Source organism: Sphingomicrobium nitratireducens (assembly GCF_026157035.1).
Taxonomy (GTDB): domain Bacteria; phylum Pseudomonadota; class Alphaproteobacteria; order Sphingomonadales; family Sphingomonadaceae; genus Sphingomicrobium; species Sphingomicrobium nitratireducens.
In genome coordinates, this window is sequence record NZ_JANJZA010000001.1 from 948,036 (window position 1) to 971,896 (window position 23,861).

The window sequence follows — 23,861 nt, forward strand, 5'->3', positions numbered from 1 at the left end:
GGATCTTGCCATGGATCGACGGTTTCCTCTTGCTCAGACGGCCAGCCCGGCGCTCGATGCGTCGCGTTCGTCCCTGCGCGACGACCTGAAACTGTTCGGCACGACTTTCGTCGCGGGCTTCCTGTTCGTCAGTCTGTTCCTGGCGTAAGCGCCCGGTCGGCCTTCTCCAGCCGCCAACCCAGCCCTGCCGAGATGATCGTCGCGCCGACGACGACGAATAACGTGTCGGCGACCCCGACCCCATTCTGGATCGCACCTGCGAGGAGGAGCGATGCGGCCACCATCAGGCCCGAATTGACGATATTGTTGGCCGCGACCGTGCGTGCTGTCTCGCTTGGGGGCACGTGGGTGGTGAGGTAGGCGTAGAGAGGGACGACATACATGCCGCCCATCATCGCCACGAAAAACAGGTCGACGAAGATCATGATCCCCTGCGGGCGCGCGGCGAAATCGGCCAGGCCGACCAGGTCCGCGCTGCCGCTGTCGTAGGCGATCACGCGTCGATAGAGGTCGAGGACAAACAACCCCATCAGGAGCGCCGAGGCCGGGCTGAAGCGCGCGGAGACCTTGCCCTTGAGGAGCAGGTTGACCGCGATCGAGCCCGCCGCGACCCCGACCGAGAAGGCGGCGAGGAAGGCAGTCGCGACCGTCTGGTCTGCGCCGAGCGCATTCTTGACCAGCGGCGGGAACTGCGCAGCGAGGAGTGTGCCCATCGCCCAGAAGAAGCTGATGCAGATGATGGCGAGGCGGATCTGGGGACGGGTCATCGCGCTTTCCATCAGCTTCCAGGACGAGCGGAAGATATTCCAGTCGATCGGCAACTTCTCCATGCCGGGCTGCGGCGGGGCAGGGGGGATGGCGCTCGAAGCGAACCGTCCCAGGAGGGCGACGACGATCACCGCGCCCGCGCCCCAGCTGGCTTCGAGAGCGCCCGAGGCGTCGGCGACAATCACCAGCCCGCCGCACACGATGCCGAGCAGGATCGCGACATAGGTGCCCGCTTCGACCAGCCCGGTGCCGCCGAGAACTTCGCCTTCCTTCAAATGCTGGGGAAGAATCGCGTACTTGATCGGACCGAACAGCGTGGACTGTAGTCCTGTCGCGAACAGCATGGCGAGGAGTAGCGGGACGCTCTGCAACATCAGGCCCGCCGCGCCCACGGCCATGATGACGATCTCGGCGGTCTTCACCCGCCGAACGACCGCCGCCTTGTCGTGGCTGTCGGCGATCTGTCCGGCGAGCGCGGAGAAGATGAAGAAGGGGAGAATGAACAGGCCCCCCGCCACCGCGGAGAAAGTCGCCTCCTGAGCGGGATCGGCATAGATTCCGTAGATCACGATCAGCACCATCGCGGTGCGGTAGAGATTGTCGTTGAAGGCGCCGAGGAACTGGGTCGCGAAGAGCGGCGCGAAACGGCGCCGGGCGAGGAGTTTGAGGGTCGGTTCCACGGGCGCCTTTCGCGTGCCGGCTGGGCAGTGGGCCGACTGTAGCGTGGCCTCCCGCTACGGCAAGGCGGACAATCCATATTGTCGTTTCGACTCCGACCTGCCAGACATCGCGCAAGATGCTGACCCTTCCCAACATCCTGACCCTGTCGCGCATCCTTGCGGTGCCGATCCTGGTCTACCTGCTGTGGAAGCCCAGCCCGCTCGATTACGCGGTGACCTTCATTCTCTACTGCCTCGTTGGGATCACCGACTATTTCGACGGCTATCTAGCCCGCGCGCGCGGCAATATCAGCCGTCTTGGCCAGTTCCTCGACCCGATCGCCGACAAGATCATGGTCGCCGCCGTCATCATCATGCTGGTGGCGACGCGCCGGACGCTCGACGAACCCGAACCGGTGATCGAAGGCCTTACCATCATTCCCGCGCTGATCATCCTTCTGCGCGAGATCATCGTCTCGGGGCTGCGCGAATTCCTCGGGCCGCTCAACGTGTCGGTGCCGGTCTCGAAACTCGCCAAGTGGAAGACGACCTTCCAGCTGATGAGTCTCGGCGCGCTGATCCTGGGCGGCGCGATCCCCTCGCAATTGTGGATCCACGATGTCGGTGTCGCGACGCTGTGGCTCGCCGCGGGCCTTACGCTGATCACCGGCTACGATTACCTGCGCGTCGGCCTCAAGCACATGGACTGACGGCCGGACCAAGGCCCGCATTTCACAAACCCGCAAACGCTCGCTAGGCTCGCTATCGTCCGCTTTTCTCGGGAGGGAAGATGCATCGACGCGAGATCGAAGGGCTCGATCCCCGGCGCACCTACTGGGTGCCCGCCGTCACCGCGCCGCAGCGCGACTGGGCGGCCTCGCCCGGTTGCAGGAAAGGCGCACGCTTCCTCGTCGACCGCCGTTCGCTCGGGCCTAGCCGCGAGCGATTCCCGACCTTCGACAGCCGCGTCGAAGGGTTGCAGTGGGTGATGCGGCATCGCGCCGAGCTGATGCGCAACCTAGACGGGGCCGAGGTGCGCGTCGTCGAACTCGATCGCTGGTTACTCGGCCTCGACCAGCTCGCGCATTAGGCCCTTCAATGTTTCGACCAGCAGCGCGAATTCCTCCTCGCGCGGGCTGCCCCGGCGCCAGGCGAGTGCGATCCGGCGGGTGGCGTTTGCGGTATCGAGCGGTCGCGCCTCGATCCCGGTATGCTCTAGCAGGCCCGCCTTCAGGGCCATCTCGGGGACGAAGGTCAGGCCGAGCCCGTTGTCGACCATCTGCACCAGCGTGTGGAGCGAGGTGCCCATCATCTTGGCCGAGGCGCGGATCTCGGGGCGGTTGCACGCCGACAGGGCATGGTCCTTGAGGCAATGCCCGTCCTCGAGCAGCAGCAGCCGGCCTTCCTCGATGTCGTCGGGATGGATGGCCCGCGTGTCGGGCGCTTCGCCCGCCGGGAAGGCGACGAACAGCCGGTCCTCGAAGATCGTCTCCTCGACGACGTCGCCGCACGCGAACGGCATGGCTAGCAGCACGCAGTCGAGCTGGCCGCGATGAAGCGCCTCGCAGGCGGCCTGGCTGGTTTCCTCGCGCAGATAGAGTTTGAGTTCGGGCCAATGGTCGCGAAGGTGCGGCAGCAGGGTCGGCAGGATGAATGGCGCGATGGTCGGGATCACCCCCATGCGCAATTCGCCAGCGAGCGGTCGTCCCTCGGCGCGCGCGAGACCGGCCAGCTCGTCGCAATCGCGCAGGATCTTCTCGGCCTTGTCGGCGATGCGATTGCCCAGCGGGGTGAAGCGCACCACGCGCCGCGTGCGTTCGACCAGGGTCGTGCCGAGCAACGATTCCAGCTCGCGGATTCCCGCCGAAAGCGTCGACTGGGTGACGAAACAATGCTCCGCCGCACGGCCGAAATGGCCATGTTCGCGCAGCGCCACGAGGTAGTGGAGCTGCTTCAAAGTAGGCAGGTGCACAATCATCGACAAAACCGTTCAATGCCATCGATATAATCGTCTTGAACGATAAGCAAGCACCCCTATATCCGCCCTCCGAAGGCGCCATTCGCTGCGTCGCAACATTTCCATTTGAAACGAGAAAAACAGGAGTTTTCCGTACATGCTTACCGTTGGTGATACGCTTCCCGCGCTCAAGGTTCCGGTCCAGCAGGGCGTTGCCGCGCTGCCTTCCGACGAGACGTTCGATCTCGGCCAGACCGATGGCAAGTGGAAGATCCTCTTCTACTGGCCCAAGGATTTCACCTTCGTCTGCCCGACCGAAATCGTCGGCTATGGCGACCTGGCCGAGGATTTCGCCGACCGTGACGCGGTGCTGATCGGCGCCTCGACCGACACCACCCACGTCCACTTCGCGTGGCGCAAGTCGGACGAGCAGCTTGCCAATGCCGACTTCCCGTGGCTCGCCGACAACAAGAAGGAACTGGCCGAGGCGCTCGGCATCCTCGACGGCCAGGAAGGCGTTGCCTATCGCGCGACCTTCATCATCGACCCCGACAACGTGATCCAGCACGTCACGGTCAACGGCCTCAACGTCGGCCGCAACCCGGCCGAGACGCTGCGCGTGCTCGACGCGCTGCAGACCGACGAGCTGTGCCCGTGCAACTGGTCGGAGGGCGACGACGTCCTCAAGCCCGTCGCGGCCTGACGAACGACGCGAGGAGGGCGGGGCGGTCAGCGGCCGCGCCCGCCCTTTTTCCATCTGAAATCCGGGAGACACTCCATGTCCGCACTGAAGACGCTTGCCGGCGAGCTGCCGGCCTATGCCAAGGACCTCAAACTCAACCTGTCGAGCCTGCTGACCGAGCAGGGCCTCACCGACGTCCAGAAATTCGGGACGATCCTCGCCTGCGCGCACGGCACCGCGTCCAAGCCGCTGATTGCGGCCGCGGAGGCCGACTGCGCCGACAAGATCGACGAAAAGACCGCCGAAGCGGCGCGCGGCGCGGCGGCGGTGATGGCGATGAACAATGTCTATTATCGCTTCACCCATCTCGCCGGGAACGAGGACTATGCGAAGATGCCCGCGAAGCTGCGCATGAACATGATCGGCACCCACGGCATCGCCAAGGCCGACTTCGAACTGTTCAGCCTCGCGGTCAGCGCGATCAACGGCTGCGGCCTGTGCATCGATTCACACGAGAAGGTGCTCGGCCAGCACGGTGTGAAGGCGGAAACCATCCAGACCGCGGTGCGCATCGCGGCGGTGATGAACGGCGTAGCCACCGTGCACGCGACGCTCTAGCCGATCCAGCTCCACAGGCCGGCCGCACTGGTGAGGACGAGTACCGTCCCGACCATCACCAGTACGCGGTCGGCCTTGACCCTCTTGGCGACCAGCGCCCCGAACGGCGCGGCGAACACGCCGCCGACGAGGAGGCCGACCATCGCCACCGTGAAGCCCTCGAGCCCTAGCGTCAGGAGAAAGGTGATCGAGGTCGTCAGCGTGACGAGGAATTCGGCGCTGTTGACGGTGCCGATGACGGTGCGCGGCGCACCACCCTGGACCATCAGGTTGGACGAGACGATCGGCCCCCAGCCGCCGCCGCCCGCCGCATCAAGGAAGCCGCCGACGAGCCCGAGCGGCTCGACAACGCGCGGGGGGCGTTCGACATGGACGTGGCGCCAGCCGCGCCACAGGAGCAGCAAGCCGATCCCCATCAGGTAGGCGAGCACGATAGGGCGCGCGACCGATGCGTCGAGACCGGTGAGGAGGTAGGCGCCCGCGATGCCGCCGAGCATGCCGGGGATCGCGATGCGGAAGAAGAGCGGCCACAGCACGTTTCGATGGGCGATGTGGCTGATCGCGGAAATGCCGGTCGTGAAGGTCTCGACGCCGTGCACGCCGGCCGACGCCGCCGCGGGCGGTACGCCGAGCGAGACCAAGGCAGTGGTCGAGATGGTCCCGTAGGCCATGCCCAGCGCGCCATCGACGAGCTGGGCCGCGAAGCCGATCGCGACGAAGGCGAACAGGAGGCCGGGATCGGCCATCAACCAGTCGTACACGGTGACGCTTGCGCCTTCTTGCAATGGACGTCTCGTCCTGCCCCCAACCGCTGCCTCGGGCAAGGACTTTGCAAAGCGCGCGCGCAATCCCTATTTTAGGACGAGTGACAAACGAGCGAAGGGCGCACCGACTTTGGCGCTGATCGACTATCTGGACAGTATCAAGGCGAGGGATCCTGCCGCGCGTTCGCGGTGGGAGATCCTGACCTATCCGGGCGTCTGGGCGGTGATTTTCCACCGCATCGCGCACTGGCTCTACGGCGGGAGGCTCTATTTCCTCGCGCGCTTCGTCAATCACGTCGCGCGCGCCATCACCGCGATCGACATCCATCCGGGCGCGAAGATCGGCCGCAATTTCTTCCTCGACCACGGCTTCACCGTGATCGGCGAGACGTCGGAGATCGGCGACGACGTCACCATCTACCAGTGCGTGACGCTGGGCGGGACGAGCCCGTTCGACGGGGTCCCTGGCAAGCGACACCCGACGCTCGAGGACGGCGTCGTGATCGGGTCGGGCGCGCAGGTGCTCGGTCCCATCACCGTCGGCAAGGGGGCGCGCATCGGTGCCAATGCGGTGGTGACCAAGGAAGTCGCGTCCGGCGCGACCATCGTCGGGCCGCTGGCGCGGCCGATCCCGGTCAGTGCCGAGCACAAGGGCGAGTTCATGCCCTATGGCACGCCCTGCGACGAGCTGACCGATCCCATCCAGATCCGGCTGTGCGAGATGGAACGCGAGATCAAGGCGCTGCGCAAGCGGCTCTCCGAACAGGGGGGAGCCGGGGCGGGTGACCAGGATCGGAGCCGGCGCGCGTGAGCGTCGTGACGCCCTTTCCCCGGCCCGGGGACGGGCGTCAGCTGGCGAGCTTCGACCGGCGCGAATTCATGACCATCCTCGACCTCTACGGCCGCATGGTCGCGGCGGGCCACTGGCGCGATTATGCGATCCGCGTTGATGGCGACGTGGCGGTGTTCGCTGCATTCCGCCGTACTGCTGAAAATCCCGAGATCCGCATCGAGAAGCGACCGCGCCTCGCGCGTCGCCAAGGCGCCTGGGCGCTTGTCGCCGAACACGGGCAGGTGCTCAAGCGGGGGCACGAGCTCAGCTACGTGCTCGCCCCGCTCGAGCGGCGCCTGATCAGGCTGGTTCGGGACTGACGGCCACCGGCGAGCCGAGGCTCGGCAGGTGCGAGACGACAGACGCGGGCAGCATCGCGACCACGTTCGCGCGGGCCTGCGCCCAGAAGGCCGACAGCAGCAGCAGCGCCGAGCCGATCACCAACGCGGTTAGCGCCACGTTGAGTTCGACCGCGCCGAAGCGTTCGAACAGGTCGGACAGCGCCCACAATACATAGGCGAGCGCGCTGACCAGCATCGCACGGCGGTCGATCGCCAGCGCGACGAAGCCCAGCGCGACGTAAAGCGCGATGGCGATGAAGCCTTCGCCCATGCTGGCATCGCCGTCGCGAAGGCCGAGCAGGGTGAAGACCGGGTGGACGATCATCACCGCTGCTGCGAGATGCAGCCAGAAGGCGACGTCGCTGCGCCGCGTGATGCGGTCCGGATCGCTTGCGTCCCACCGCATCGCGTAGGCGAACACGGCAAGGCCGAGCAGCAGTACGACGAGCAGCATCGCATTGTTCATCGCTTCGCCGGCGAGGCCCGCCGACGACAGGCCGGCGGCGATCAGGCCGCCGATAATCCCCGATACCGCGACCGCACCTGCGGCGACCGTGACCGGTACCCGGAACGCCTTCCAATGGAACCAGGCGGCCACTGCGGCTGCTGCAAAGGCGATCGAGACGAGCAGGCCGCCGACCAAGGGCGATTCGATCGCCTCCACATCGACGATCATCGCAAGGGTCGCGCCGACTGCGACGAACACGCCGCCGACGAACCCGCCGAGGAGCACGATCGACGGCAGCGCCATGCGCTTCTTCGCGGTGAAATAGGTGGCGAGGCCCCAGGCGGTGGCGGCGAGCGCCAACCCTGCGATGGGCGAGGGGTTGCCCGCACCACCGGTCAGGCCGAGCGTGTCGCCGATCGACTGGCCGATCCACGACACGGCGACGAACAGGATGACCGTCGCGATGGTGACGAAGATGTCGTTGAAGCCGAGGATCAGCCGGAACTGCTCCTCGTCGACGATTGCCGCCGAACGGGCATTGGCCACGTAGGCGCGCAGCGCGTCGGCCGAGCCCTTGGTAATGGCACCTGCGGCGACGGCGTCGTCGAGGTCCTGCTGGCTGTACATGGATGTTCCTCCCCTGTTGTCACGGGGAGGCTACGCTTCGCTGTATTATATTGTCAATACAGCTGCCGTTCGTCGAATGCCGGCTCGACCTTGGCGTGTTGCCCGTATAAGACAGTGGAAGGTCCCCGCCCGGCAGGGTTGGGGGGAAGGAAACCGGGCGGGGACGGGGGCTAGCGGCAGCGCCAGCCCTTGCGGTTGCGGTCGATTTCGCGACCGAGAAGTGCGCCGGCCGCCGCGCCGATGATGGTGCCGGTCGCGCGCTCGCCGTGCGTGTCGACGGCGCGGCCGACCAGCGCACCGGTCGCGGCGCCGACGATGAGGCCGGTGGTGCCGTTGGGGCGCTTGCAGCGGTACCGCCCCTGGCTGTCGGTCCACACCGGGCCTTGGTAGCCGTGGCGCTTGTGGGCGAAAGCGGGCGCGGAAAAGCTGGTGGAGACGAGGGCGAGCGCGGTCAGTGAAGTGAGAAGAGGACGCATGACGATTTCCCTTTTTGGCGTGTTTGCGCGACAAGGCTGCGTCCCGCTTCCTGAACGGAAGCCGACCGTCACGGGCGGGTTAACCGTTACCATCCGGGTTTACGGCGAGCGGAGCGGGCGCGGGCGACGGGGAGCGGGCTGACATGTGCAATCTCTATTCGATGACCGCGACCGTCGATGAAATGAAGAAGCTGTTCGGTGGGTTCGAGGGCGACCGCGCGAACCTTCCTTCCTACGACGAGATCTATCCGGGCCGCTTGGCGCCGGTGCTGCGCCGCGAGGAAGGCACGCTCAGGCTCGACGAGATGGAGTGGGGCTTTCCCGGTCCGCAGGCCGCCAAGGGGCGTCCCGTGACCAACGTGCGCAATCTGTCGTCGCCCTTCTGGCGCTCGGCACTCAACCGTCCCGACCGCCGCTGCCTCGTGCCCGTCACGCGCTTTTGCGAATGGTCGGCCGCGCCCGATCCCTCGACGGGCCGAAAGTTCAAGCACTGGTTCGGGCTCAAGGACGAAGCCGCGCCCCTGTTCGCCTTTGCGGGCCTGTGGCGGCCGGGCGAGGAAAAATCCTATTTTGCCTTCCTGACCTGCGCGCCCAACACGATGGTGGGCGCGGTCCATCCCAAAGCGATGCCGGTGATGCTGGCGGCGGACGACCACGACCGCTGGCTCGATGGCGAGACCGACGAGGCCTGCGCGCTGGCGAAGGCCTTTCCCGACGAGACGATGACCCAGTTCGCATAAGGAGCGACGCACATGGCGAAGAAGCAGAAGAAGGAGGCGGAAGCCGTCGAGGAGGCGAAGGCCGCCAAGGCGATGAAGCCCAAGAAGGACAAGAAAAAGAAGAAGGCCAAGAAGGCCGCCAAGGAAAAGAAGGCCAAGAAGGTGCTGATCGCCGAGGAGATCGAGATCGAGCGCGAGGAAGAGGGCGGCAAGCGCGAGAAGGCGGTGCGCAAGATTGCCGAACTGGCCGACCATCCGCTCGTCGCCGATGTCGTAGCCGCCGGAGCGGTCGCCGCAGTCGCTGCGCTGGCAGAAAAGAAAGCAACCAGCGCGCGCGGGGTCAAGTCAGGCTCGCGCGACCTGTTGAAGGTGGCCGGCGCTGCTGCGGCTGCCGCGATCGGCAAGCGCATCAAAGCCGAAATGGACGCGGCACGCACCCGCGACAGGCAGGACGAAGCCGACGACGAGGAAGGCGACGCCTAGGCCTGGAGGATGGTGAGCCGCGCGCGCCCGACGCCGCGGTCGGTCTCGATCGTGTAGGGGCCGGCTCCGACCGGCTCCTTGCGGTCGGTCTCGATCGCCAGCCAGCCGCCCGGCGCAAGCCAACCCGCTTCGACTACCGCTTCGACCACCACATTGCCGCTGCCGACCTTGTAGGGCGGGTCTGCGAGAACGAGGTCGAACGGCGCGGTGACGGGCGGCAGCTTCTCTGCCGATTGCGCGCGTACCTCGCCGCGGGCGGTCGCGCCCAATGCGGCAAGGTTGGCGCGGATCGCGGCCAGCGCCTCGCGGTCGGTCTCGACGAAGGTCGCATGCGCTGCGCCGCGCGACAGGGCCTCGAGCCCGAGCGCGCCCGAGCCTGCGTAGAGGTCGGCGACGCGCAACCCCTCGAAGCTCCCGATCCGGCTGGCGAGCATCGAGAAAAGCGTCTCGCGCGTGCGATCGGCGGTCGGGCGCGTCAGGCGGCCCGGCGGCGCGACCAACTTGCGCCCGCGCCACTCGCCCGCGACAATCCTCACTTCAGCGTCCGGCGGAAGTGGAACAGCTCCTCGCGCGGCACTTCGCGGATGCGGCCCGGCTCGAGCTCCTCGACCGTGAAGGGGCCGTAGGCAGTGCGGATCAGGCGCGAGACTTCGAGGCCTAGATGGCCGAGCACGTTCCTCACCTCGCGGTTCTTGCCTTCGGCCAGCGTCAGCTGGATCCACTTGTTGTGCCCGGTCGAGCGTTCCAGATTGGCGTCGATCGAGCCGTAGCGCACGCCCTCGATGGTGATGCCCTCGGCGAGCGCCTCGAGCTGCTCCTGCGTGACCTCGCCGAAGGCGCGCGCACGGTAGGTGCGCTCGACCCCGGTCGCAGGCAGCTCGAGCTGGCGCTTCAATTCGCCGTCGTTGGTCATCAGCAGCAGCCCCTCGGTGTTGTAGTCGAGGCGGCCGACCGGCATCAGGCGCGGCAGTCCGTCGGGCAGGCGGTCGTAGATGGTCGGACGGCCCTTGGGGTCGTGCGCGGCAGTCAGGCATCCCTTGGGCTTGTAGAAGCGGAACAGCTTGGTCGGCGCGGGCTTGCTCACCGGCTTGCCGTCGACCGTCACCCCGTCGAGATTTTCGAGCAGGGTAGCGGGCGTGTCGAGCGTGGTTCCCTCGATCGCGACGCGGCCTTCGGCAATCATTCGCTCGACCTCGCGGCGCGAGGCGACTCCGGCGCGCGCGAGCAGCTTGGCGATGCGTTGGGGACCGGTCTCGCGCGCGGCGCCGGGCTTGGGACCGGGTTTGCGTGCGGGTTTCGCTTCCGAAACTTTTTTGGGTCCACGGGGGCCGAAGCGGGAACCGCGCGGGCCGTTCTGGCGATTAGAAGAGGTCACGTTCTTTTCCAAATGAGGGGGCCGGAGCCTGTTCTCGAAGCGCAAGCGGATCGTCAAGCGTATCCTCGTCGTCGAAGACGAGCCGCTGACCGCGTTCGACAATGAATCGCGCCTGGAATCCGCCGGCTACGAGGTCGTCGGAACGCGCGACAATTTTTCCGACGCACTCGCCGATCTCGAAAAGAACGAAGTCGATCTCGTGCTGGCCGACATTCGCCTGTCGGGCGAGCGGACCGGCATCGACCTTGCGCGCGAAGCCAAGGCGCGCGGCGTCCCCGTCCTGTTCTGCACCGGCATGCCGCCCGAAGAATGTTCGAGCCTCGCGGTAGGCTCGCTGGTCAAGCCCTATACCGACCGCCAGCTGATGGCCGCGCTCAAGGCAGTCGACCTGTTGCTGCAGGGCGAGGAGCCCAAGAAATTGCCCAAGGGAATGACGCTCTACGCGCCCTCGGCGGCCTGAACCGCCGCATCGACCCTTTCGTGGAAGAAGGTGATGGCGTGCTCGAGCGTGCCGAGCAGCATTTCCTTCGTGTCGCTTGCTGCAAGGCCCTGCTGGCATAAGGCGGCAGCGCGGAAATCCTCGCCGCCGAACGTGCTCTCGTCGAGGAGGCGCCAGCTGCGCTCCCACCGCTCGCGCATCTCGCCGTCGCATTCCTCGCGCGGGACGGTCATGAAATTGGTCACGCGGCAGCGATCGACCGACGTCGGGTGGACGACAAGCAGGTTCACGTAGTCGGGGCTGAAGATCAGCACCGCATTGGGGAACAGCTGGTAGGTGAAGGTCATCACCTGCCGCACCGACGGCCAGTCGTCGAGGTCGATCTTGGCGGCATAGTCGGCGCGACCGACCGCGAAACGCTGGTGCGCGCCCATCTCGTCCGCGACCGCGATTCCGTCGGCGAAGAATTCGGCGATGCTGCCCGCGTGAAGCCGCTGGACGTGATAGCTTTCGAGGAAGGCGTCGATCACCAGCTTCCAATTGGCAGCGACGTCGTGCGTGCGGCGGCGGAAGAATTTCTGGCGATCGAGACCGATGGCGAGGAAATCCTCGGCGAGGCGGTCGACCTCTTCGAAGTGCTCGGAAGGATCACGGGAGAACCAGATCAGCCCGGCGCTCTCGTGGCAGGGATAGGCCTGGAGGCCGTGCTCGGCCTTGTCGAACCCTGGGAAGGTATCTGGGCGGGGCAGCCCGACCAGGCGCCCGTCCACCTTGTAAGTCCAGGCATGGTAGGGGCAGGCGATCCGCTTGGCCGAGACGACTTCGTCGGTCTCCAGCAGCCGCGTTCCGCGATGGCGGCAGGCATTGGCGAGGACATGGGGCGCGCCGTCAATGTCTCGCGTAACGATCAGCGCCTCACCATAGTCGTCGTGCGTGACCGCCATGGCGGCCTCGGGCAGCAGCGCCGAGGGGACGAGGGGCAGGGGGCCCTGGCCGAACAGGCCGCGAATCTCCGCCGCGTGGCGCGAGTCGTCGAGATAGCGGTCGGTCGAGAGCCTTTCGATACGTTCGCCAAGGCTCGCTTCCCCGCGTGCCAGCGCCTCGGCCAGCGCGCGCTGGCCTGCGGTCGGGCGGCGGGTGACGGGTGCGTCCATGGCCGGAATGGTGCGCCCGTGCGGCGGGCCGTGCAAGGGCGGCGCGGTTTTCCCCCTGTTCCGCAGCGGCGGGCCTGCTAGCCTGCGCGCTTCGTACACGTAAGGGAGGGCCGTCCATGGCAACCGAATCGCGCAGCAGGTCGAGTTGGCAGGCGCTCAGGCTGGCGCTGTCCAACCGCAAGACCGGCTTCATGCTGCTGTTCGGTTTCGCCGCGGGGCTCCCTTATGCGCTCGTGCTCGGCACGCTCTACGCGTGGCTGTCCGAAGAAAAGGTCGATCTTGAGACGATGGGCGTCTTCTCGCTGATCGGGTTGGCCTATGCCTTCAAGTTCCTGTGGTCGCCCGCACTCGACCGGGTCGATCTGCCGGGGCTGCGGCGGCTGGGCAAGCGCAAGCAGTGGATCGTCACGGCGCAGGTCATGATCGGGCTCGCGCTCCTCACCTTGTCGCAGCTCGATCCGGTGAGCTCGCTCGGCATGTTCTCGCTGCTTGCTGGGATCTCCGCCTTTGCCTCCGCGACGCAGGACGTGGTGATCGACGCCTGGCGCGTCGACGTCGCCGACGAGGTCGCGACGATCGACATCCTCTCGACCATCTACCAGATGGGATACCGGCTCGCCGCGCTGGCAGGCGGTGCGGGCGCCCTGTTCCTCGCCGCACGTGTCGGCTGGCCCGAGACCTATGCCGTGTTCGGCGGGGTGATCTTCGTCATCGGCGTGCTTGGCCTTGCGGCCCCCGATGCCAAGACCGCGACCGCGAGCATCGGTGCGGGCGAGGAAGAGCTCGACCTGCTGCGCCGGCCGGGGGAACTCACGCCGCGCGTGCGCAAAACCGCCTTTGCCGTCATCGGCGCACTGTGGGGCATCGCGCTCCTCATCGTCGGCACGTTCATGGTGATGTCGCTCAATTCCGATCCCGAGGCGCGTCCGGATTCCGTCGAGTTCATCACGGTGCAGGGCCCGCTCATCATGCTCGCGACGATCGTCATTCCGGGCCTGATCGCGGCCTGGCTGGTGTCGCAGCAACGCAAAGGGCGTCACGTGCTGACCGAAGCGGCACCCGCGAAGACATCGTTCGATCGAACGATCGACTATGGCTACCGGGCGCTGGTGCTCCCGTTGACCGAGATCATCGGGCGGCTGGGAAGCGCGGCGATCCTCGTCATCGCTCTGGTCCTCACCTACCGCATCACCGACGCAATCTGGGGGAGCTTCGCCTACCCCTTCTATCTCGGCGAATTGCAGTACACGAACGACGAGGTCGCGGTGGCGTCGAAATTTTTCGGTGTCGGCGCACTGCTGCTCGGTCTCGCATTGGGCGGGGCGCTTCTGACGATCATCGGGCGCATGGCGGCGTTGACGCTGGGCGCGGTGCTCGCGGCAGCGACCAACCTCCTCTATGCCGATCTCGCCATCGGCGGTGCGACGATGCAGGCGGTTGCCGACGGGACGGGTTTTTCCGCGTTGGTCACCAGCCTCGGCGGCGATCCGCGGCTGGCCAAGCTGATGGTCGCGATCGCCGGCGAGAACCTTGCCGTCGGCCTCGCAGGCGCTGCCTTCGTCGCCTACCTCTCCTCGATCGTCGCCAAGGGTTACAGCGCGGTGCAATATGCGCTGCTGTCCTCGCTGGCGCTGCTGGTGGGCACGCTCGGGCGCGCGCCGCTCGGCCAGCTGATCGACGAGATCGGCTATTACACCGTGTTCCTCATCACCACCGCCATGGGCGGGGTCGCGGTCGTCCTGTGCCTGATCGAATGGGCGCGGCAGAAGCGGCTGGGGACCGCGCATAACGCGCCGCCGCCAGAGGTGGAACTGGCCTAGACGGGCCACTCCTCGTTGCGTCGCAGGATGTCGCCCGCGAGGTAGAGCGAGCCCATGACGACGACCGTCTCGCCGGATGCGGGCGGGGTGTCGCGAAGCCAGTCGAAGGCCTGGCCGACATCGCCAGTCGGGTAGGATCCCGACAGGCCGAAGATACGGTTGGCTTCGGCGCACAGGTCCTTCGTATCGTGATCTTCATGGCCCGGAACGGGGAGGCCCGCGAAGCGCGTGACGCGGTCCCTGAAAGCCTCCAGCATCGCCGTGTAGTCGCGGTTCCTGAGGATTCCCGCCATCAGCACGATCGGTCCATCGCCGAGGCTGTCGGCGAGCATGCGCGCGGCCTCGGGATTGTGCGCGCCGTCGAGAATGATTTTCGCTTCGATCCCATGCGTGAGCGGACCCGGACCGAGCCGATGCATCCGCGCCGGCCAGCGTGCGGCCAACGCTCCCTTGGCGATGTCGAACGTCTCGACGACCCTCTGGTGACGGAGCATTGCGGTGGCCAGCCCGAGATTGCCGACCTGGTGAATGCCGCCGAGCGCGGGGCTGGGCAAGTCGAGCGTGCCGAGCGCATCCTCGTAGCGCAGCGCTCCACCGCGTGCGGAAATATCCCAATCGCGGCCCTTCCGGTAGCGCGGGACGGCGAGCTCGGCAGCGCGCGCCTCGATCGTGGCGTCGGCGTCGGCGGGATAGTCCATCGTCACCAGCGGCACGCCCGCCTTCGCGATGCCCGCTTTCTCGCCTGCAATGGCCGCGAGCGTGTCCCCGAGAAAGTGCATATGGTCCATACCCAGCCCAGCGATGCCGGTACATGCGGGCGAGACGATGTTGGTCGCATCGAGCCGGCCGCCAAGTCCAACCTCGACGAGACACGCATCGGCGGGGCTGCGTGAGAAAGCGAGGAAAGCGGCCGCCGTGGTCGCCTCGAAGAAGCTGACCTTCATGCCCTCGGCGGCGTCGATCACTTCCTCGAGTAGCGGCGCGAGCGCCTCGTCGTCGATCAGCGTGCCCGCGATCCGAATGCGCTCGTTGAAACGCACGAGGTGGGGGGAGGTGAAGGCGTGGACGCGTTGGCCCGCCGCTCCCAGCCCGGCGCGCAGAAAAGCGAGGGTCGAGCCCTTGCCGTTGGTCCCGGCGACATGAAAGACGGGAGGCAGCCGATCCTGCGGATTGCCGAGCCGCGCGCAAAGTTCCGTGACGCGCTCGAGCCCGAGGACGTCGCCGCCCATTCCAAGCTTTCCGAGCCGCTCGAGCTGCGCCTGGACGGCCGGATGGGACGAGGTCGCCCCGTCCGTCATCAGGCCGCGTCCTTCTCCGGCGCGAGATAGTCGACCAGGCGGCCGAGCCGGTCCTTCAGCGCATGGCGGTGGACGACCATGTCGATCATGCCGTGCTCGAGCAGATATTCGGCGCGCTGGAAGCCGTCGGGGAGCTTCTCGCGGATGGTCTGCTCGATGACGCGCTGGCCGGCGAAGCCGATCAGCGCGCCGGGCTCGGCGATCTGGACGTCACCGAGCATCGCGTAGCTCGCGGTTACCCCGCCGGTCGTGGGATCGGTAAGGACGACGATGTAGGGAAGCCCTGCTTCCTTCATCTCGGCCAGCGCGACGGTCGTCTTGGGCATCTGCATGAGGCTCAGGATGCCTTCCTGCATGCGCGCGCCGCCCGCCGCGGTAAAGAGGATGTAGGGCGCCTTCTCGGCGATCGCAGCGCGCAGACCTGCGACCACGGCAGCACCCACCGCAATTCCCATCGAGCCGCCCATGAAGGCGAAGTCCTGGACGCCCACGATGCAGGTGCGCCCCTCGATCTTGCCCTTGGCGTTGATCAGCGCGTCCTTCTCGCCCGTCTTGGCGCGCGCCTGCTTCATGCGCTCGGTATATTTCTTGGAGTCCTTGAACTTGAGCGGATCCTCGCGGACCTCGGGGCTCGGCAGGCGCTGATACTCGTTGCGGTCGAACAGGAGGATGAAGCGTTCCTGCGGACCGATGCGGTCGTGATGTTCGCAACGCGGGCACACATAGGCATTGTCGGCCCACTCGCGCGTGAAGACCATCGCCTCGCAGCTCTTGCACTTGTGCCACAACTGGTCGTCCGACTGCCTCTTGGGCAGGAAGGGGATGCCGTTGCGAACCTTGTCGATCCAGCTCATGCCTGGTCCTTGTCCATGTCCTTTGGGCGGGGCCTAGTGCCAAGCGCCCCGCGTGTAAATATCGCGCCCTAGAGAGTGGCGGCGATGTCCTTCAACGCCTGGTCGGGGTCGCTCGATCCGGTGATCGGGCGGCCGATGACGAGCATCGAGGCCCCCGCGTCGAGCGCGGCGCGCGGGGTCATCACGCGCTTCTGGTCGCCGACCTTGGCGCTGGCGGGGCGGATGCCCGGCACGACGAAATAGCCGTCCTTCCAGCGATTGCGCGCCGCGGCGACCTCGGGCCCGGCACAGACGATCCCGTCGAGCCCCGCTTCCTTGGCGAGGTCGGCGAGCCGCTCGACCTGACCGAGTGGGTCGCCCTTGACGCCCATCGCGGCAAGATCGTCCTGGTCGAGGCTGGTGAGCACGGTCACGCCGACGACCTTGGTGCCCACGGGGGCAGCCGCTTTGGCATCTTCCATCATCGCGCGCCCGCCGCCCGCATGGACGGTCAGCACAGAGGGAACGAACGGATTCATCGCCTGGATTGCCTTGGCGACCGTGTTGGGAATGTCGTGCAGCTTGAGGTCGAGAAAGATCGGGAGGCCGAGATCGGCAATCTCCATCACCCCGCCCAGACCGTTGTGTACGAAGAATTCGAGTCCCAGCTTGAGCCCGCCGGCGTGGCGACGACACTGCTGCGCGAGCTCCCTGGCGCGGGCGAGATCGGGCGTGTCGATCGCGACGTAGACGGGGCTGACCATCACTCGGCCTCGAACGGGCTGGAGGACTGGGGCGTGGGCGTGCGGCGCTGCACGGTGGGCGGCGGCGGGGTCAGCGGCGACTGCGCGAGATTGCGCTCGGTCAACCCGATCCGCTTGTTGAGACTCCACACCTTGGTGCGATAGTAGAGCAGGGTCGGCACGAAGCCGAGCGCGAAGGTGATCGCCAGCAGCAGCGGTAGCTTGATCGCCATCCTGAGGTCGCCCCACAGGTCTACCATTACGTCATGCCAGTTGGCCGTCGCAAAGATCGCGATGACGACCGCGAGCAGCACCCAGAAAAGCGTTTTGAGAAATTGCATCGGCCCCCTCCACAAGGCGTCTTGTCCTGACTGCCTTAGGCCAGCGGGCGGGCGCGCGCTACCCCGCACGGCCTTTCGCCGCAGCGATCCCACTTCCTGTCGCGTCCCGAAAAATTCCCCGCTTGCAACGCCGGGCCGCCCTTGCCAGCAGGGCGCTTGGGGAGGGATACTCGCATCCGATGATTTCGAGACTCTTGATTGCCGGTGGGATGGCCGCGGCGGCGGCGCTGGTCGCGGTTGCCTTGCCACGCGGCGCAGGCGGCGAGGACGGCCCCGTCCTGACCGACAGCGCGACGATCCCGGTGCCCCCGCTGCATGATTTCGCCAAGGGGCCGATCGATTACGCGCGCCTTGACGCGCGCGCAAGCCGGCTGGTGGGCGAGGAGCGATCGATGGTCGGCCTCGCGGTCGGCGTCGTCGAAAACGGGCGGATCAGCTTCCTCAAGGGTTATGGCGAGACCGCCAAGGACAGCGGCGAGAAGGTCCGGTTCGACACGGTGTTCCGCTGGGCGTCGGTGTCCAAGGGGGTCGCCGGGACGATGGCGGCCAAGCTGGCCAGCGAAGGCTCGCTCCAGCTCGATGCGCCGATTGCGACCTATTCGGCGACCCTCCTCCTTCCGCAAGGCGCGCAAGTCACCGCGACCGTCCGCGACGTGCTCAGCCATCGCCTCGGCTTGTGGCGCAACGCTTTCGACGACCGGCTCGAGGACGGCCAGGACCCCCGCGACATCCGGCGCCAGCTGGGCAGCCTCGTCCTGACCTGTCCGCCGGGTACGTGCTGGAGCTACCAGAACGTCGCTTTCGACACGGCGTCCGAGGTCGTCGCCAAGACCACCGGCACCAGCTACCAGCAGGCGGTCGAGGAGGAATTGTTCGCCCCGCTCGGCATGACCTCGGCCAGCCTGACGCGCGAAGGCCTGGTCGGCGCCAAGAGCTGGGCGCACCCCCATTCGGCCTGGGCGAGCGAGCTCGAGGTCAAAGAGCCCTATTACCGCGTGCCGGCGGCGGGCGGGGTCAACAGCAACATCAAGGACATGGCGATCTGGCTGCAGGCGCAGGTCGGCGCGTTGCCCGAGATCGTCGAGCCGCAGGTGCTCGAGACCGCGCACGAGGCGCTGGTGAAGACGCCCAACGAAAATTCGCGGATGCGCAAATATCGCGAGCGCGTCCATGATCCCTATTACGGGCTCGGCTGGCGTAGCTACGACTATTCCGGGCACCACGTGGTGGGTCATCGCGGCGGGGTCGACGGCTACCGCTCGCTGATCATGTTCGACCCGGAGAAGAAGACCGGGATCGTCGCGCTGTGGAATTCGAATACCAGCCAGCCGACCGGTCTCCAGTTCGAACTGCTCGACATGCTCTACGGGCTGGAATTTCGCGACTGGCTCGAACTCGACAAGGGATAGGCGGCGAACCGAGCCTCCACCGGGGGCGAAACGAGGGTCGTGAGGTCGCTCGTTTTCGTTGGTTCGGCATGAAACAGAAAGATTTCGAGCGCCCGCTTTTTCCGGCCCTGAGGGCCGCCATGCTGTTCCTGAAAGCGCGCACCGCATAGCGTAAACGGCGAAATTGGCGGATTTTTGCCTTTTTTCCCGACATCCTCTAGAGTGATTCGCCTATCGACAGGATCACTCTCCCCCCGAGGCCGTCGAGCCATCACCCCCACGAGGGGCGGGAGTCCTGCATTCCAACATTGACGGAGCGGTTTCCGGGCGTTTGGCCCGAACTTCCCTGACGTCATGTCGGCGCGTTACCCCTCGGGTAGCGCGCTTTCTTGCATGAGGAGACATGGATTGGCCCACCAGACCGAATTTCTGATCGAGCGCATGAAGGAAGAAAAAGCCAAGGCCAAGGCCTCCACGCTAGTGAAGGTCAGGCAGCTTCACGAACGCGCCGCGCGAAACTGGGAGAAGCTCGCCAACCGCGCGATCGCCGCGGACAAGCTTCGCCGTGCCGAAGAGATGCGCAAGGAACGGATGCGGGCCGAGGCCGCAGCCAAGGCGGAACTGGCACAAGCCTGAACAAACCTGCCCGAGCGGGCGGGACACAGGGGAGAAGGCGGCTCGGTCGATCACGACCGGGCCGCCTTTCTCGTTTCGGAAGGCCTTTTCTGAATCAGAATCTTTCCATGATCTTTTCGCCCTGGACTCAGGAGGTTCGAATCGAAGCGGGGTAGAACGAGGCTTGGAAAGGAGACGAGCCGTGTTCAAGCTGACGCTGAGCCTCAACATGCTGCTGATGGCCCTCGCCGCGTCGTCGGTTCCCGGCGGCTCGCCGGTCGCCGAACCGCGCGATCGCGGTCCGCGCGCCCAGCTCGTCTCCCAGCCCTCGATCGAATTGAGGAGCGGCGGCCTTTGCGACGGCGATCCGTTCGCCTCGCTTCGCGTCCGCGGCTAGCCTCCTCGCATATCCCACCGCTTCGCATCAGCCCAGCGGTCGCCACTCGCGGCCATTTCTGCTAGGCAACGATCCTGCTTTAGAGCCGATTTTAACACAATAAGGGGCTTTTCATGACTACTCGCCTGTCCGTTTTCACCGCCTTGCTGCTCGCCACGTCCGCGCTGGCCGCGACCGGTCCTGCAAGCGCCAGCATCCTCGTCGAGGAGGCGGAGGCCGCTAAGGTGACCGACGGCGGCACGCGCTATGCGGTCCCCGAAGGCTGGAGCGAGACGGTCGCCGGCGACATCGTCACGCTGGCACCGCCCGAGGCCGACAGCACGATCCGCCTGGTCGAGGTGGGCGAGGCAGCCAACGGAAAGGCGGCGATCGCGGCGGCCTGGATGGCGGCGAGCCCCGATTTCGAGCGTCCCGTCGCAGTCGAGCGCGAAGTGCCGACCAGCAACGGCTGGGACGAGGCCTACGTGACCGCCTACACGATTCCGCCCGCCGTGGGGCGCGGGGCGCAGGCCGTCGCGCTGCGCAAGGGCGAGCGCTGGACCGTGCTGCTTGCCGACCTCGCCATCGCTACCGCGTCTAAGCGTGGCGCACAGATCGGCGAGATCAATGCCGCGATCGCGCCCACCGCTTACGAGAAGGAAAGCTTCGCGGGCAAGGAAGCGCGCGCCATCGACACCGCCTTCGTGACCGAGTTTCGCGACTGGCTTAAGGCGAGCATGGACGCGCTCCAAGTGCCGGGCGTCGCCTATGCGCTGATCGGCAAGGACGGAGCGATCCTCCACGAGGAGGGGCTCGGCGTGCGCGACCTGGCGAGCGGCGCTCCGGTCGATCCCGACACGCTGTTCATGGTCGGCTCGAATACCAAGGGCATGACCACGCTGATGATCGCCTCGATGGTCGAGGACGGGCTGATCGACTATGACGCCAAGGTCATCGACTACGACCCCGATTTCCGTCTCGGCAGCGCGGAGACGACCGACAAGGTCCTCGTGCGCCATCTCATCTGCGCTTGCACGGGGCTTCCGCGCAAGGACATGGAGTGGGTGATCAACACGCCCGCCGATGCCGGCGCGGGGTGGACCTACGACTTGCTCGCGGGGACCGAGCCGACCAGCGGGTTCGGCGAGGTATTCCAGTACAACAACGTCATCGCGGCCGCAGCCGGCTACGTCGCGGGGCATGTCCTCTATCCCGACCTCGATCGCGGCGCGGCCTACGACAAGGCGATGGACGAGCGCGTGTTCGGCCCGCTCGGCATGGACAGCGTGACGTTCAAGGTCGACGAGGCGATCGCCAGCGGCAACGCGGCGCTGTTCCACGGGCTCGACGGCGACGGCAAGGCGGTGACGATCGAGGCGGGGCCCAATCGCTCGATCTATCCGGTGCGTCCGGCGGGCGCGGCGTGGGCCGACATCGGCGACTTCGCATCCTACGTGGCCAACGAGCTGACCGAGGGCGTTCGCTCCGACGGCACGCGCGTGTTCGCGGCCGACGCGGTCACCGGGCGGCGCGTCCACTCGATCCCGATCGGCAAGGATGCCTGGTACGGCATGGGCGTGATGAGCGCGAACATGAACGGCGTGCCCGCGACTTTCCACGGCGGAGACGTGTTCGGCCACCACAGCCAGTACATCGCGCTGCCCGACGCGGGCGTCGCGATGGCGATCCTCACCAACGGCACCAGCGGCAGCACGCTCTACAGCGCCGCGATGCGCAAGTTCGTCGAGATGGTCTACGACGCGAAGGAGCTCAAGGCCGACGAGGCGATCGAGGAAGCGGTCAAGAACTCCAAGGAGGGGCTCGAGCGGTTCTGGTCGAAGCTCGTGCCGGTCGACGCCGATCGCGGGGACGCGTTGCTCGGCACCTACGAGGAAACGGCGCTCGGCCGCGCGACGCTCGTGAAGGAAGGCGAGGACTACTGGATCCGCCTGCCGAGCTTCTCGTCCAAGGTGATGCTGCGCGAACATGACGACGGGACCGCGAGCGTGGTGCTGACTGACGGCATGTGGCGCGGCGTGGCGCTATTGATCGGCGATGCAGACGGCCAACCGACGCTGACGCTCGACGACAGCCAGCACAAGTATCGATACGCGCGGGTCGACTAGACCCGTTCGCACCAGTCTGGCGGGTCGCCGGCAAGGCAGATGTCGGGCTTGCGGCCCGGCATCTTCCAATAATCGAACAGGCCAAGAGCCTGCGCGATGGCAGCGAATTCGTCGGTTGCCCAGACGTCGCGGTAGAGGGGCTTGGCGGTGTGCCACAGGAAAAACGGGCCGTTGGCGACGAGCGCGTTGCGCATGGCGGCGGCGGCCTGCGCGTTGTCGCCGAGCACCGCATAACCGCGTAGCGCGAGCGCAGGAGACGACTGCGCCATCCCGGCGAGCTCGGCGCGCATCGCGGCGAGCTTGGCTGGGTCGCGGCGCTGGGCCGCCTCGATCAGGTCGAGGTGGAACTGGGCGTACTGGCCAGTCAGATGCTTTTCGACGTGCGCGCGCGCCGCGTCCCACTGCTTCGCGCGCAGGTTATGGAAGATGATCGCCATGTGCACGACGGGCATCTCGCCCCAGCGATTGTCGAGCGCGGCGAGCACGCGCGCCGATTTCGACAGGTCGCCCGCGCCCTCGAGCGCTTCGGCCCAGACGATGGCGTAGGCAGGGCGGGTCGGATCGGCCTGCGAGTAGCGCTCCGCGATGGGAATTGCGGCATCGTAGCGTCCCAGCGCCATCAGCGTTTGCGCGTAGACGATGCCCTCGCACCCGCAATTGCTGAGGGAGGCCGCGATCGCCTGCTTCGAGAGATCCTCCCACTCGGCGAAGTCGTGCAATGGCGCGAACGGGCCGGCGGCATCCGTGCTCCCCATCAACCCGAGCGCGAGATAGGCCTTCACGCCCAACGCGCGCGCATTGTCCGGGTCGATCTCGAGCGCCTTGTCGATCGCCTCGCTGGCGGCCGCGCGCGCTGCGGCGCGTTCCTCGTTCGAGGCGCCGCCCGGCAGGCTGCTATCGGCGAGCATGTCGCCCAGATTGGCCCAGCCGTTGGCGAAGGCGGGCGCCTTGTCGACCACGTCGCGTAGCGTCGCGATGCGCTGGTCGAGGCTTTCCTCGGTCACGTCGAGGTAGCAAAATTGCGCCCACGGCACCGCCGCCCGCGCGGGCAACAGGACCGCATCGCCGCCCGCCGACAGGCCGCCGGTGGCGATGCAGCGCACGATCCGCGCGAGCCGCATGGCAAGGAAGAAGCTCGCATCCTCGGCATCGGCGGCGGGATATTCGAGCTTCGGCGAGAGCACCGGCGCGTCCATGCCGGGCACCCAGATCCTGGAATAGAGGGTGATGGTATCCGCGTCGGCGTCGATCGTGCCGGCGACCTGGAAGGCGTCGAGGTCGCGCGTGCCGTCGCCGGCGGTGGGGCGCACGCGCGTGGCGGCAGTGAAGCCCGAATTCATCTCGTCGACGATGGAGGCGGCGAAGGCGGGCGGGAGCGCGTCGCTGCGCATCTCGAACGGGTCGACGATGAGGCTCGGGCCCAGTTCCTCCTCGAAGAGACCGCTCTCGACCGCGACGCCGGTGGCGGCGAGCAGGGCGATCGCGCCCGCGCCGGCGAGGATGGCGGGGCGCGCATACCAGCGTTTGCCGCGCGCGGTGCTGGCGCGGTCGCCGCCGGGGCCTGCGCCTTCCTCGATCCAGTCGAGCAGCTTGCGCCATTCGGCACTGGAGGCGTCGAACCGGTGGTCGGACAGGTCGACCGCCTGGCGCAGCATGAAGGCGAGGGGCAATTCGCAAGGTTCGACCATGACGGGGACGAGCTTGCCGTGGTCCTGCGCGAAATGGGCCTCGGTGCGCACCCAGTCGGACTGGACCGCGCGGGGAGACCACATGACGACGACCGCGCGCGCCTGCGAAATCTCCTCCTCGATCATTGCGTCCCACGCGGCGCGCGGAGTGATCGCATCGTCCCACCAGACGGTCAGCCCCTCGGCGCGCAGCGCCTCGACCAGCCGCTCGGCGATGCGGCGGTCCTCCTTCTTGTAGCTGAGGAAGATGTCGGCCACGCAAGGTCCCCCGTCGTCTCACCCTCGGGGCGA

The 23,861-nt window shown here is 66.8% G+C and carries 28 protein-coding genes; 15 read left to right on the forward strand and 13 right to left on the reverse strand.

The window, feature by feature from the left end; all coding sequences use genetic code 11:
- Positions 1-10: 10 nt before the first annotated feature.
- Entirely contained in the window at positions 11-148 is a 138-nt protein-coding gene (locus tag NNY25_RS04830; protein WP_265570216.1) for a hypothetical protein, read from the forward strand.
- Here the strand turns inward: NNY25_RS04830 and NNY25_RS04835 are convergent.
- A complete protein-coding gene (locus tag NNY25_RS04835; protein WP_265570217.1) occupies positions 129-1,448 on the reverse strand; it encodes an MFS transporter in 1,320 nt (439 codons plus the stop codon). The two genes, NNY25_RS04830 and NNY25_RS04835, sit on opposite strands and share 20 nt — an antisense overlap.
- Before the next feature lie 116 nt (positions 1,449-1,564).
- On the opposite strand from NNY25_RS04835, the gene pgsA reads away from it, so the two are divergent.
- Positions 1,565-2,137, forward strand: a complete 573-nt coding sequence (gene pgsA / locus NNY25_RS04840) for a CDP-diacylglycerol--glycerol-3-phosphate 3-phosphatidyltransferase (RefSeq protein ID WP_265570218.1) — start codon at positions 1,565-1,567, stop codon at positions 2,135-2,137.
- An 80-nt stretch (positions 2,138-2,217) separates the two neighbouring features.
- Entirely contained in the window at positions 2,218-2,517 is a 300-nt protein-coding gene (locus tag NNY25_RS04845) for a hypothetical protein (protein WP_265570219.1), read from the forward strand.
- On the opposite strand, the gene NNY25_RS04850 is transcribed toward NNY25_RS04845, so the two are convergent.
- Entirely contained in the window at positions 2,488-3,405 is a 918-nt protein-coding gene (locus NNY25_RS04850) for a hydrogen peroxide-inducible genes activator (RefSeq protein ID WP_265570220.1), read from the reverse strand. The two genes, NNY25_RS04845 and NNY25_RS04850, sit on opposite strands and share 30 nt — an antisense overlap.
- A gap of 136 nt (positions 3,406-3,541) precedes the next feature.
- Between NNY25_RS04850 and NNY25_RS04855 the strand changes: the two genes are divergently transcribed.
- A complete protein-coding gene (locus NNY25_RS04855) occupies positions 3,542-4,087 on the forward strand; it encodes a peroxiredoxin (RefSeq protein ID WP_265570221.1) in 546 nt (181 codons plus the stop codon).
- A 75-nt stretch (positions 4,088-4,162) separates the two neighbouring features.
- On the forward strand, positions 4,163-4,684 hold the full coding sequence (locus NNY25_RS04860; protein ID WP_265570222.1) for a carboxymuconolactone decarboxylase family protein: 522 nt from the start codon (positions 4,163-4,165) through the stop codon (positions 4,682-4,684).
- Here the strand turns inward: NNY25_RS04860 and NNY25_RS04865 are convergent.
- Entirely contained in the window at positions 4,681-5,445 is a 765-nt protein-coding gene (locus NNY25_RS04865) for a sulfite exporter TauE/SafE family protein (RefSeq protein ID WP_420854312.1), read from the reverse strand. The genes NNY25_RS04860 and NNY25_RS04865 overlap by 4 nt on opposite strands.
- A gap of 133 nt (positions 5,446-5,578) precedes the next feature.
- Between NNY25_RS04865 and epsC the strand changes: the two genes are divergently transcribed.
- The gene (gene epsC, locus NNY25_RS04870; protein ID WP_265570223.1) at positions 5,579-6,259 is read left to right on the forward strand and encodes a serine O-acetyltransferase EpsC; all 681 of its coding nucleotides are present in this window, start codon (positions 5,579-5,581) and stop codon (positions 6,257-6,259) included.
- Positions 6,256-6,600: a DUF2794 domain-containing protein gene (locus tag NNY25_RS04875; protein ID WP_265570224.1), complete on the forward strand. Its 345-nt coding sequence runs from the start codon at positions 6,256-6,258 to the stop codon at positions 6,598-6,600. Before epsC ends, NNY25_RS04875 begins: the two co-directional genes overlap by 4 nt.
- Here NNY25_RS04875 and NNY25_RS04880 read toward each other — a convergent pair.
- Both NNY25_RS04880 and NNY25_RS04885 read right to left on the reverse strand, forming a co-directional pair.
- A complete protein-coding gene (locus tag NNY25_RS04880; RefSeq protein ID WP_265570225.1) occupies positions 6,581-7,696 on the reverse strand; it encodes a hypothetical protein in 1,116 nt (371 codons plus the stop codon). The genes NNY25_RS04875 and NNY25_RS04880 overlap by 20 nt on opposite strands.
- A 170-nt stretch (positions 7,697-7,866) precedes the next feature.
- Positions 7,867-8,172, reverse strand: a complete 306-nt coding sequence (locus NNY25_RS04885; RefSeq protein ID WP_265570226.1) for a glycine zipper 2TM domain-containing protein — start codon at positions 8,170-8,172, stop codon at positions 7,867-7,869.
- 143 nt (positions 8,173-8,315) lie between these two features.
- Here NNY25_RS04885 and NNY25_RS04890 point away from each other — a divergent pair, with 143 nt between their 5' ends.
- Together NNY25_RS04890 and NNY25_RS04895 are read left to right on the forward strand one after the other, a co-directional pair.
- Complete coding sequence (locus NNY25_RS04890) at positions 8,316-8,912, forward strand: SOS response-associated peptidase (RefSeq protein ID WP_265570227.1); 597 nt, start codon at positions 8,316-8,318, stop codon at positions 8,910-8,912.
- A gap of 12 nt (positions 8,913-8,924) precedes the next feature.
- Positions 8,925-9,374 carry a hypothetical protein gene (locus NNY25_RS04895; protein WP_265570228.1) on the forward strand — a complete coding sequence of 150 codons (450 nt, stop codon included), beginning with the start codon at positions 8,925-8,927 and terminating at the stop codon, positions 9,372-9,374.
- On the opposite strand, the gene rsmD is transcribed toward NNY25_RS04895, so the two are convergent.
- A complete protein-coding gene (rsmD, locus tag NNY25_RS04900) occupies positions 9,371-9,910 on the reverse strand; it encodes a 16S rRNA (guanine(966)-N(2))-methyltransferase RsmD (protein ID WP_265570229.1) in 540 nt (179 codons plus the stop codon). The two genes, NNY25_RS04895 and rsmD, sit on opposite strands and share 4 nt — an antisense overlap.
- A complete protein-coding gene (locus tag NNY25_RS04905) occupies positions 9,907-10,749 on the reverse strand; it encodes a pseudouridine synthase (RefSeq protein WP_265570230.1) in 843 nt (280 codons plus the stop codon). Before NNY25_RS04905 ends, rsmD begins: the two co-directional genes overlap by 4 nt.
- Before the next feature lie 61 nt (positions 10,750-10,810).
- Between NNY25_RS04905 and NNY25_RS04910 the strand changes: the two genes are divergently transcribed.
- A complete protein-coding gene (locus NNY25_RS04910) occupies positions 10,811-11,209 on the forward strand; it encodes a response regulator (RefSeq protein ID WP_265571472.1) in 399 nt (132 codons plus the stop codon).
- Here NNY25_RS04910 and NNY25_RS04915 read toward each other — a convergent pair.
- Positions 11,188-12,342: an aromatic ring-hydroxylating oxygenase subunit alpha gene (locus NNY25_RS04915; protein ID WP_265570231.1), complete on the reverse strand. Its 1,155-nt coding sequence runs from the start codon at positions 12,340-12,342 to the stop codon at positions 11,188-11,190. The two genes, NNY25_RS04910 and NNY25_RS04915, sit on opposite strands and share 22 nt — an antisense overlap.
- A 116-nt stretch (positions 12,343-12,458) precedes the next feature.
- Here NNY25_RS04915 and NNY25_RS04920 point away from each other — a divergent pair, with 116 nt between their 5' ends.
- Positions 12,459-14,162, forward strand: a complete 1,704-nt coding sequence (locus tag NNY25_RS04920; RefSeq protein WP_265570232.1) for an AmpG family muropeptide MFS transporter — start codon at positions 12,459-12,461, stop codon at positions 14,160-14,162.
- Here NNY25_RS04920 and NNY25_RS04925 read toward each other — a convergent pair.
- The 4 genes from NNY25_RS04925 to NNY25_RS04940 all read right to left on the reverse strand — a co-directional run bounded on the left by NNY25_RS04925 (position 14,159) and on the right by NNY25_RS04940 (position 17,377).
- The gene (locus tag NNY25_RS04925; RefSeq protein WP_265570233.1) at positions 14,159-15,460 is read right to left on the reverse strand and encodes a bifunctional folylpolyglutamate synthase/dihydrofolate synthase; all 1,302 of its coding nucleotides are present in this window, start codon (positions 15,458-15,460) and stop codon (positions 14,159-14,161) included. The genes NNY25_RS04920 and NNY25_RS04925 overlap by 4 nt on opposite strands.
- Positions 15,460-16,314, reverse strand: a complete 855-nt coding sequence (gene accD, locus NNY25_RS04930; protein WP_265570234.1) for an acetyl-CoA carboxylase, carboxyltransferase subunit beta — start codon at positions 16,312-16,314, stop codon at positions 15,460-15,462. Before accD ends, NNY25_RS04925 begins: the two co-directional genes overlap by 1 nt.
- 68 nt (positions 16,315-16,382) lie before the next feature.
- Entirely contained in the window at positions 16,383-17,057 is a 675-nt protein-coding gene (pyrF, locus tag NNY25_RS04935; RefSeq protein ID WP_265570235.1) for an orotidine-5'-phosphate decarboxylase, read from the reverse strand.
- Positions 17,057-17,377 carry a hypothetical protein gene (locus tag NNY25_RS04940; RefSeq protein ID WP_265570236.1) on the reverse strand — a complete coding sequence of 107 codons (321 nt, stop codon included), beginning with the start codon at positions 17,375-17,377 and terminating at the stop codon, positions 17,057-17,059. The genes pyrF and NNY25_RS04940 overlap by 1 nt, the downstream gene beginning before the upstream one ends.
- Positions 17,378-17,556: 179 nt before the next feature.
- On the opposite strand from NNY25_RS04940, the gene NNY25_RS04945 reads away from it, so the two are divergent.
- From NNY25_RS04945 to NNY25_RS04960, 4 genes are all read left to right on the forward strand, one after another.
- Positions 17,557-18,786 carry a serine hydrolase domain-containing protein gene (locus NNY25_RS04945; protein WP_265570237.1) on the forward strand — a complete coding sequence of 410 codons (1,230 nt, stop codon included), beginning with the start codon at positions 17,557-17,559 and terminating at the stop codon, positions 18,784-18,786.
- A 387-nt stretch (positions 18,787-19,173) separates the two neighbouring features.
- Positions 19,174-19,401, forward strand: coding sequence for a hypothetical protein (locus tag NNY25_RS04950; RefSeq protein ID WP_265570238.1), 228 nt, complete (start codon positions 19,174-19,176; stop codon positions 19,399-19,401).
- Between the two features lie 181 nt (positions 19,402-19,582).
- Entirely contained in the window at positions 19,583-19,777 is a 195-nt protein-coding gene (locus NNY25_RS04955; protein WP_265570240.1) for a hypothetical protein, read from the forward strand.
- 113 nt (positions 19,778-19,890) lie between these two features.
- The gene (locus NNY25_RS04960) at positions 19,891-21,882 is read left to right on the forward strand and encodes a serine hydrolase domain-containing protein (protein WP_265570241.1); all 1,992 of its coding nucleotides are present in this window, start codon (positions 19,891-19,893) and stop codon (positions 21,880-21,882) included.
- Here the strand turns inward: NNY25_RS04960 and NNY25_RS04965 are convergent.
- Positions 21,879-23,828: a TIR domain-containing protein gene (locus tag NNY25_RS04965; RefSeq protein ID WP_265570242.1), complete on the reverse strand. Its 1,950-nt coding sequence runs from the start codon at positions 23,826-23,828 to the stop codon at positions 21,879-21,881. The genes NNY25_RS04960 and NNY25_RS04965 overlap by 4 nt on opposite strands.
- Between the last annotated feature and the right edge of the window lie 33 nt (positions 23,829-23,861).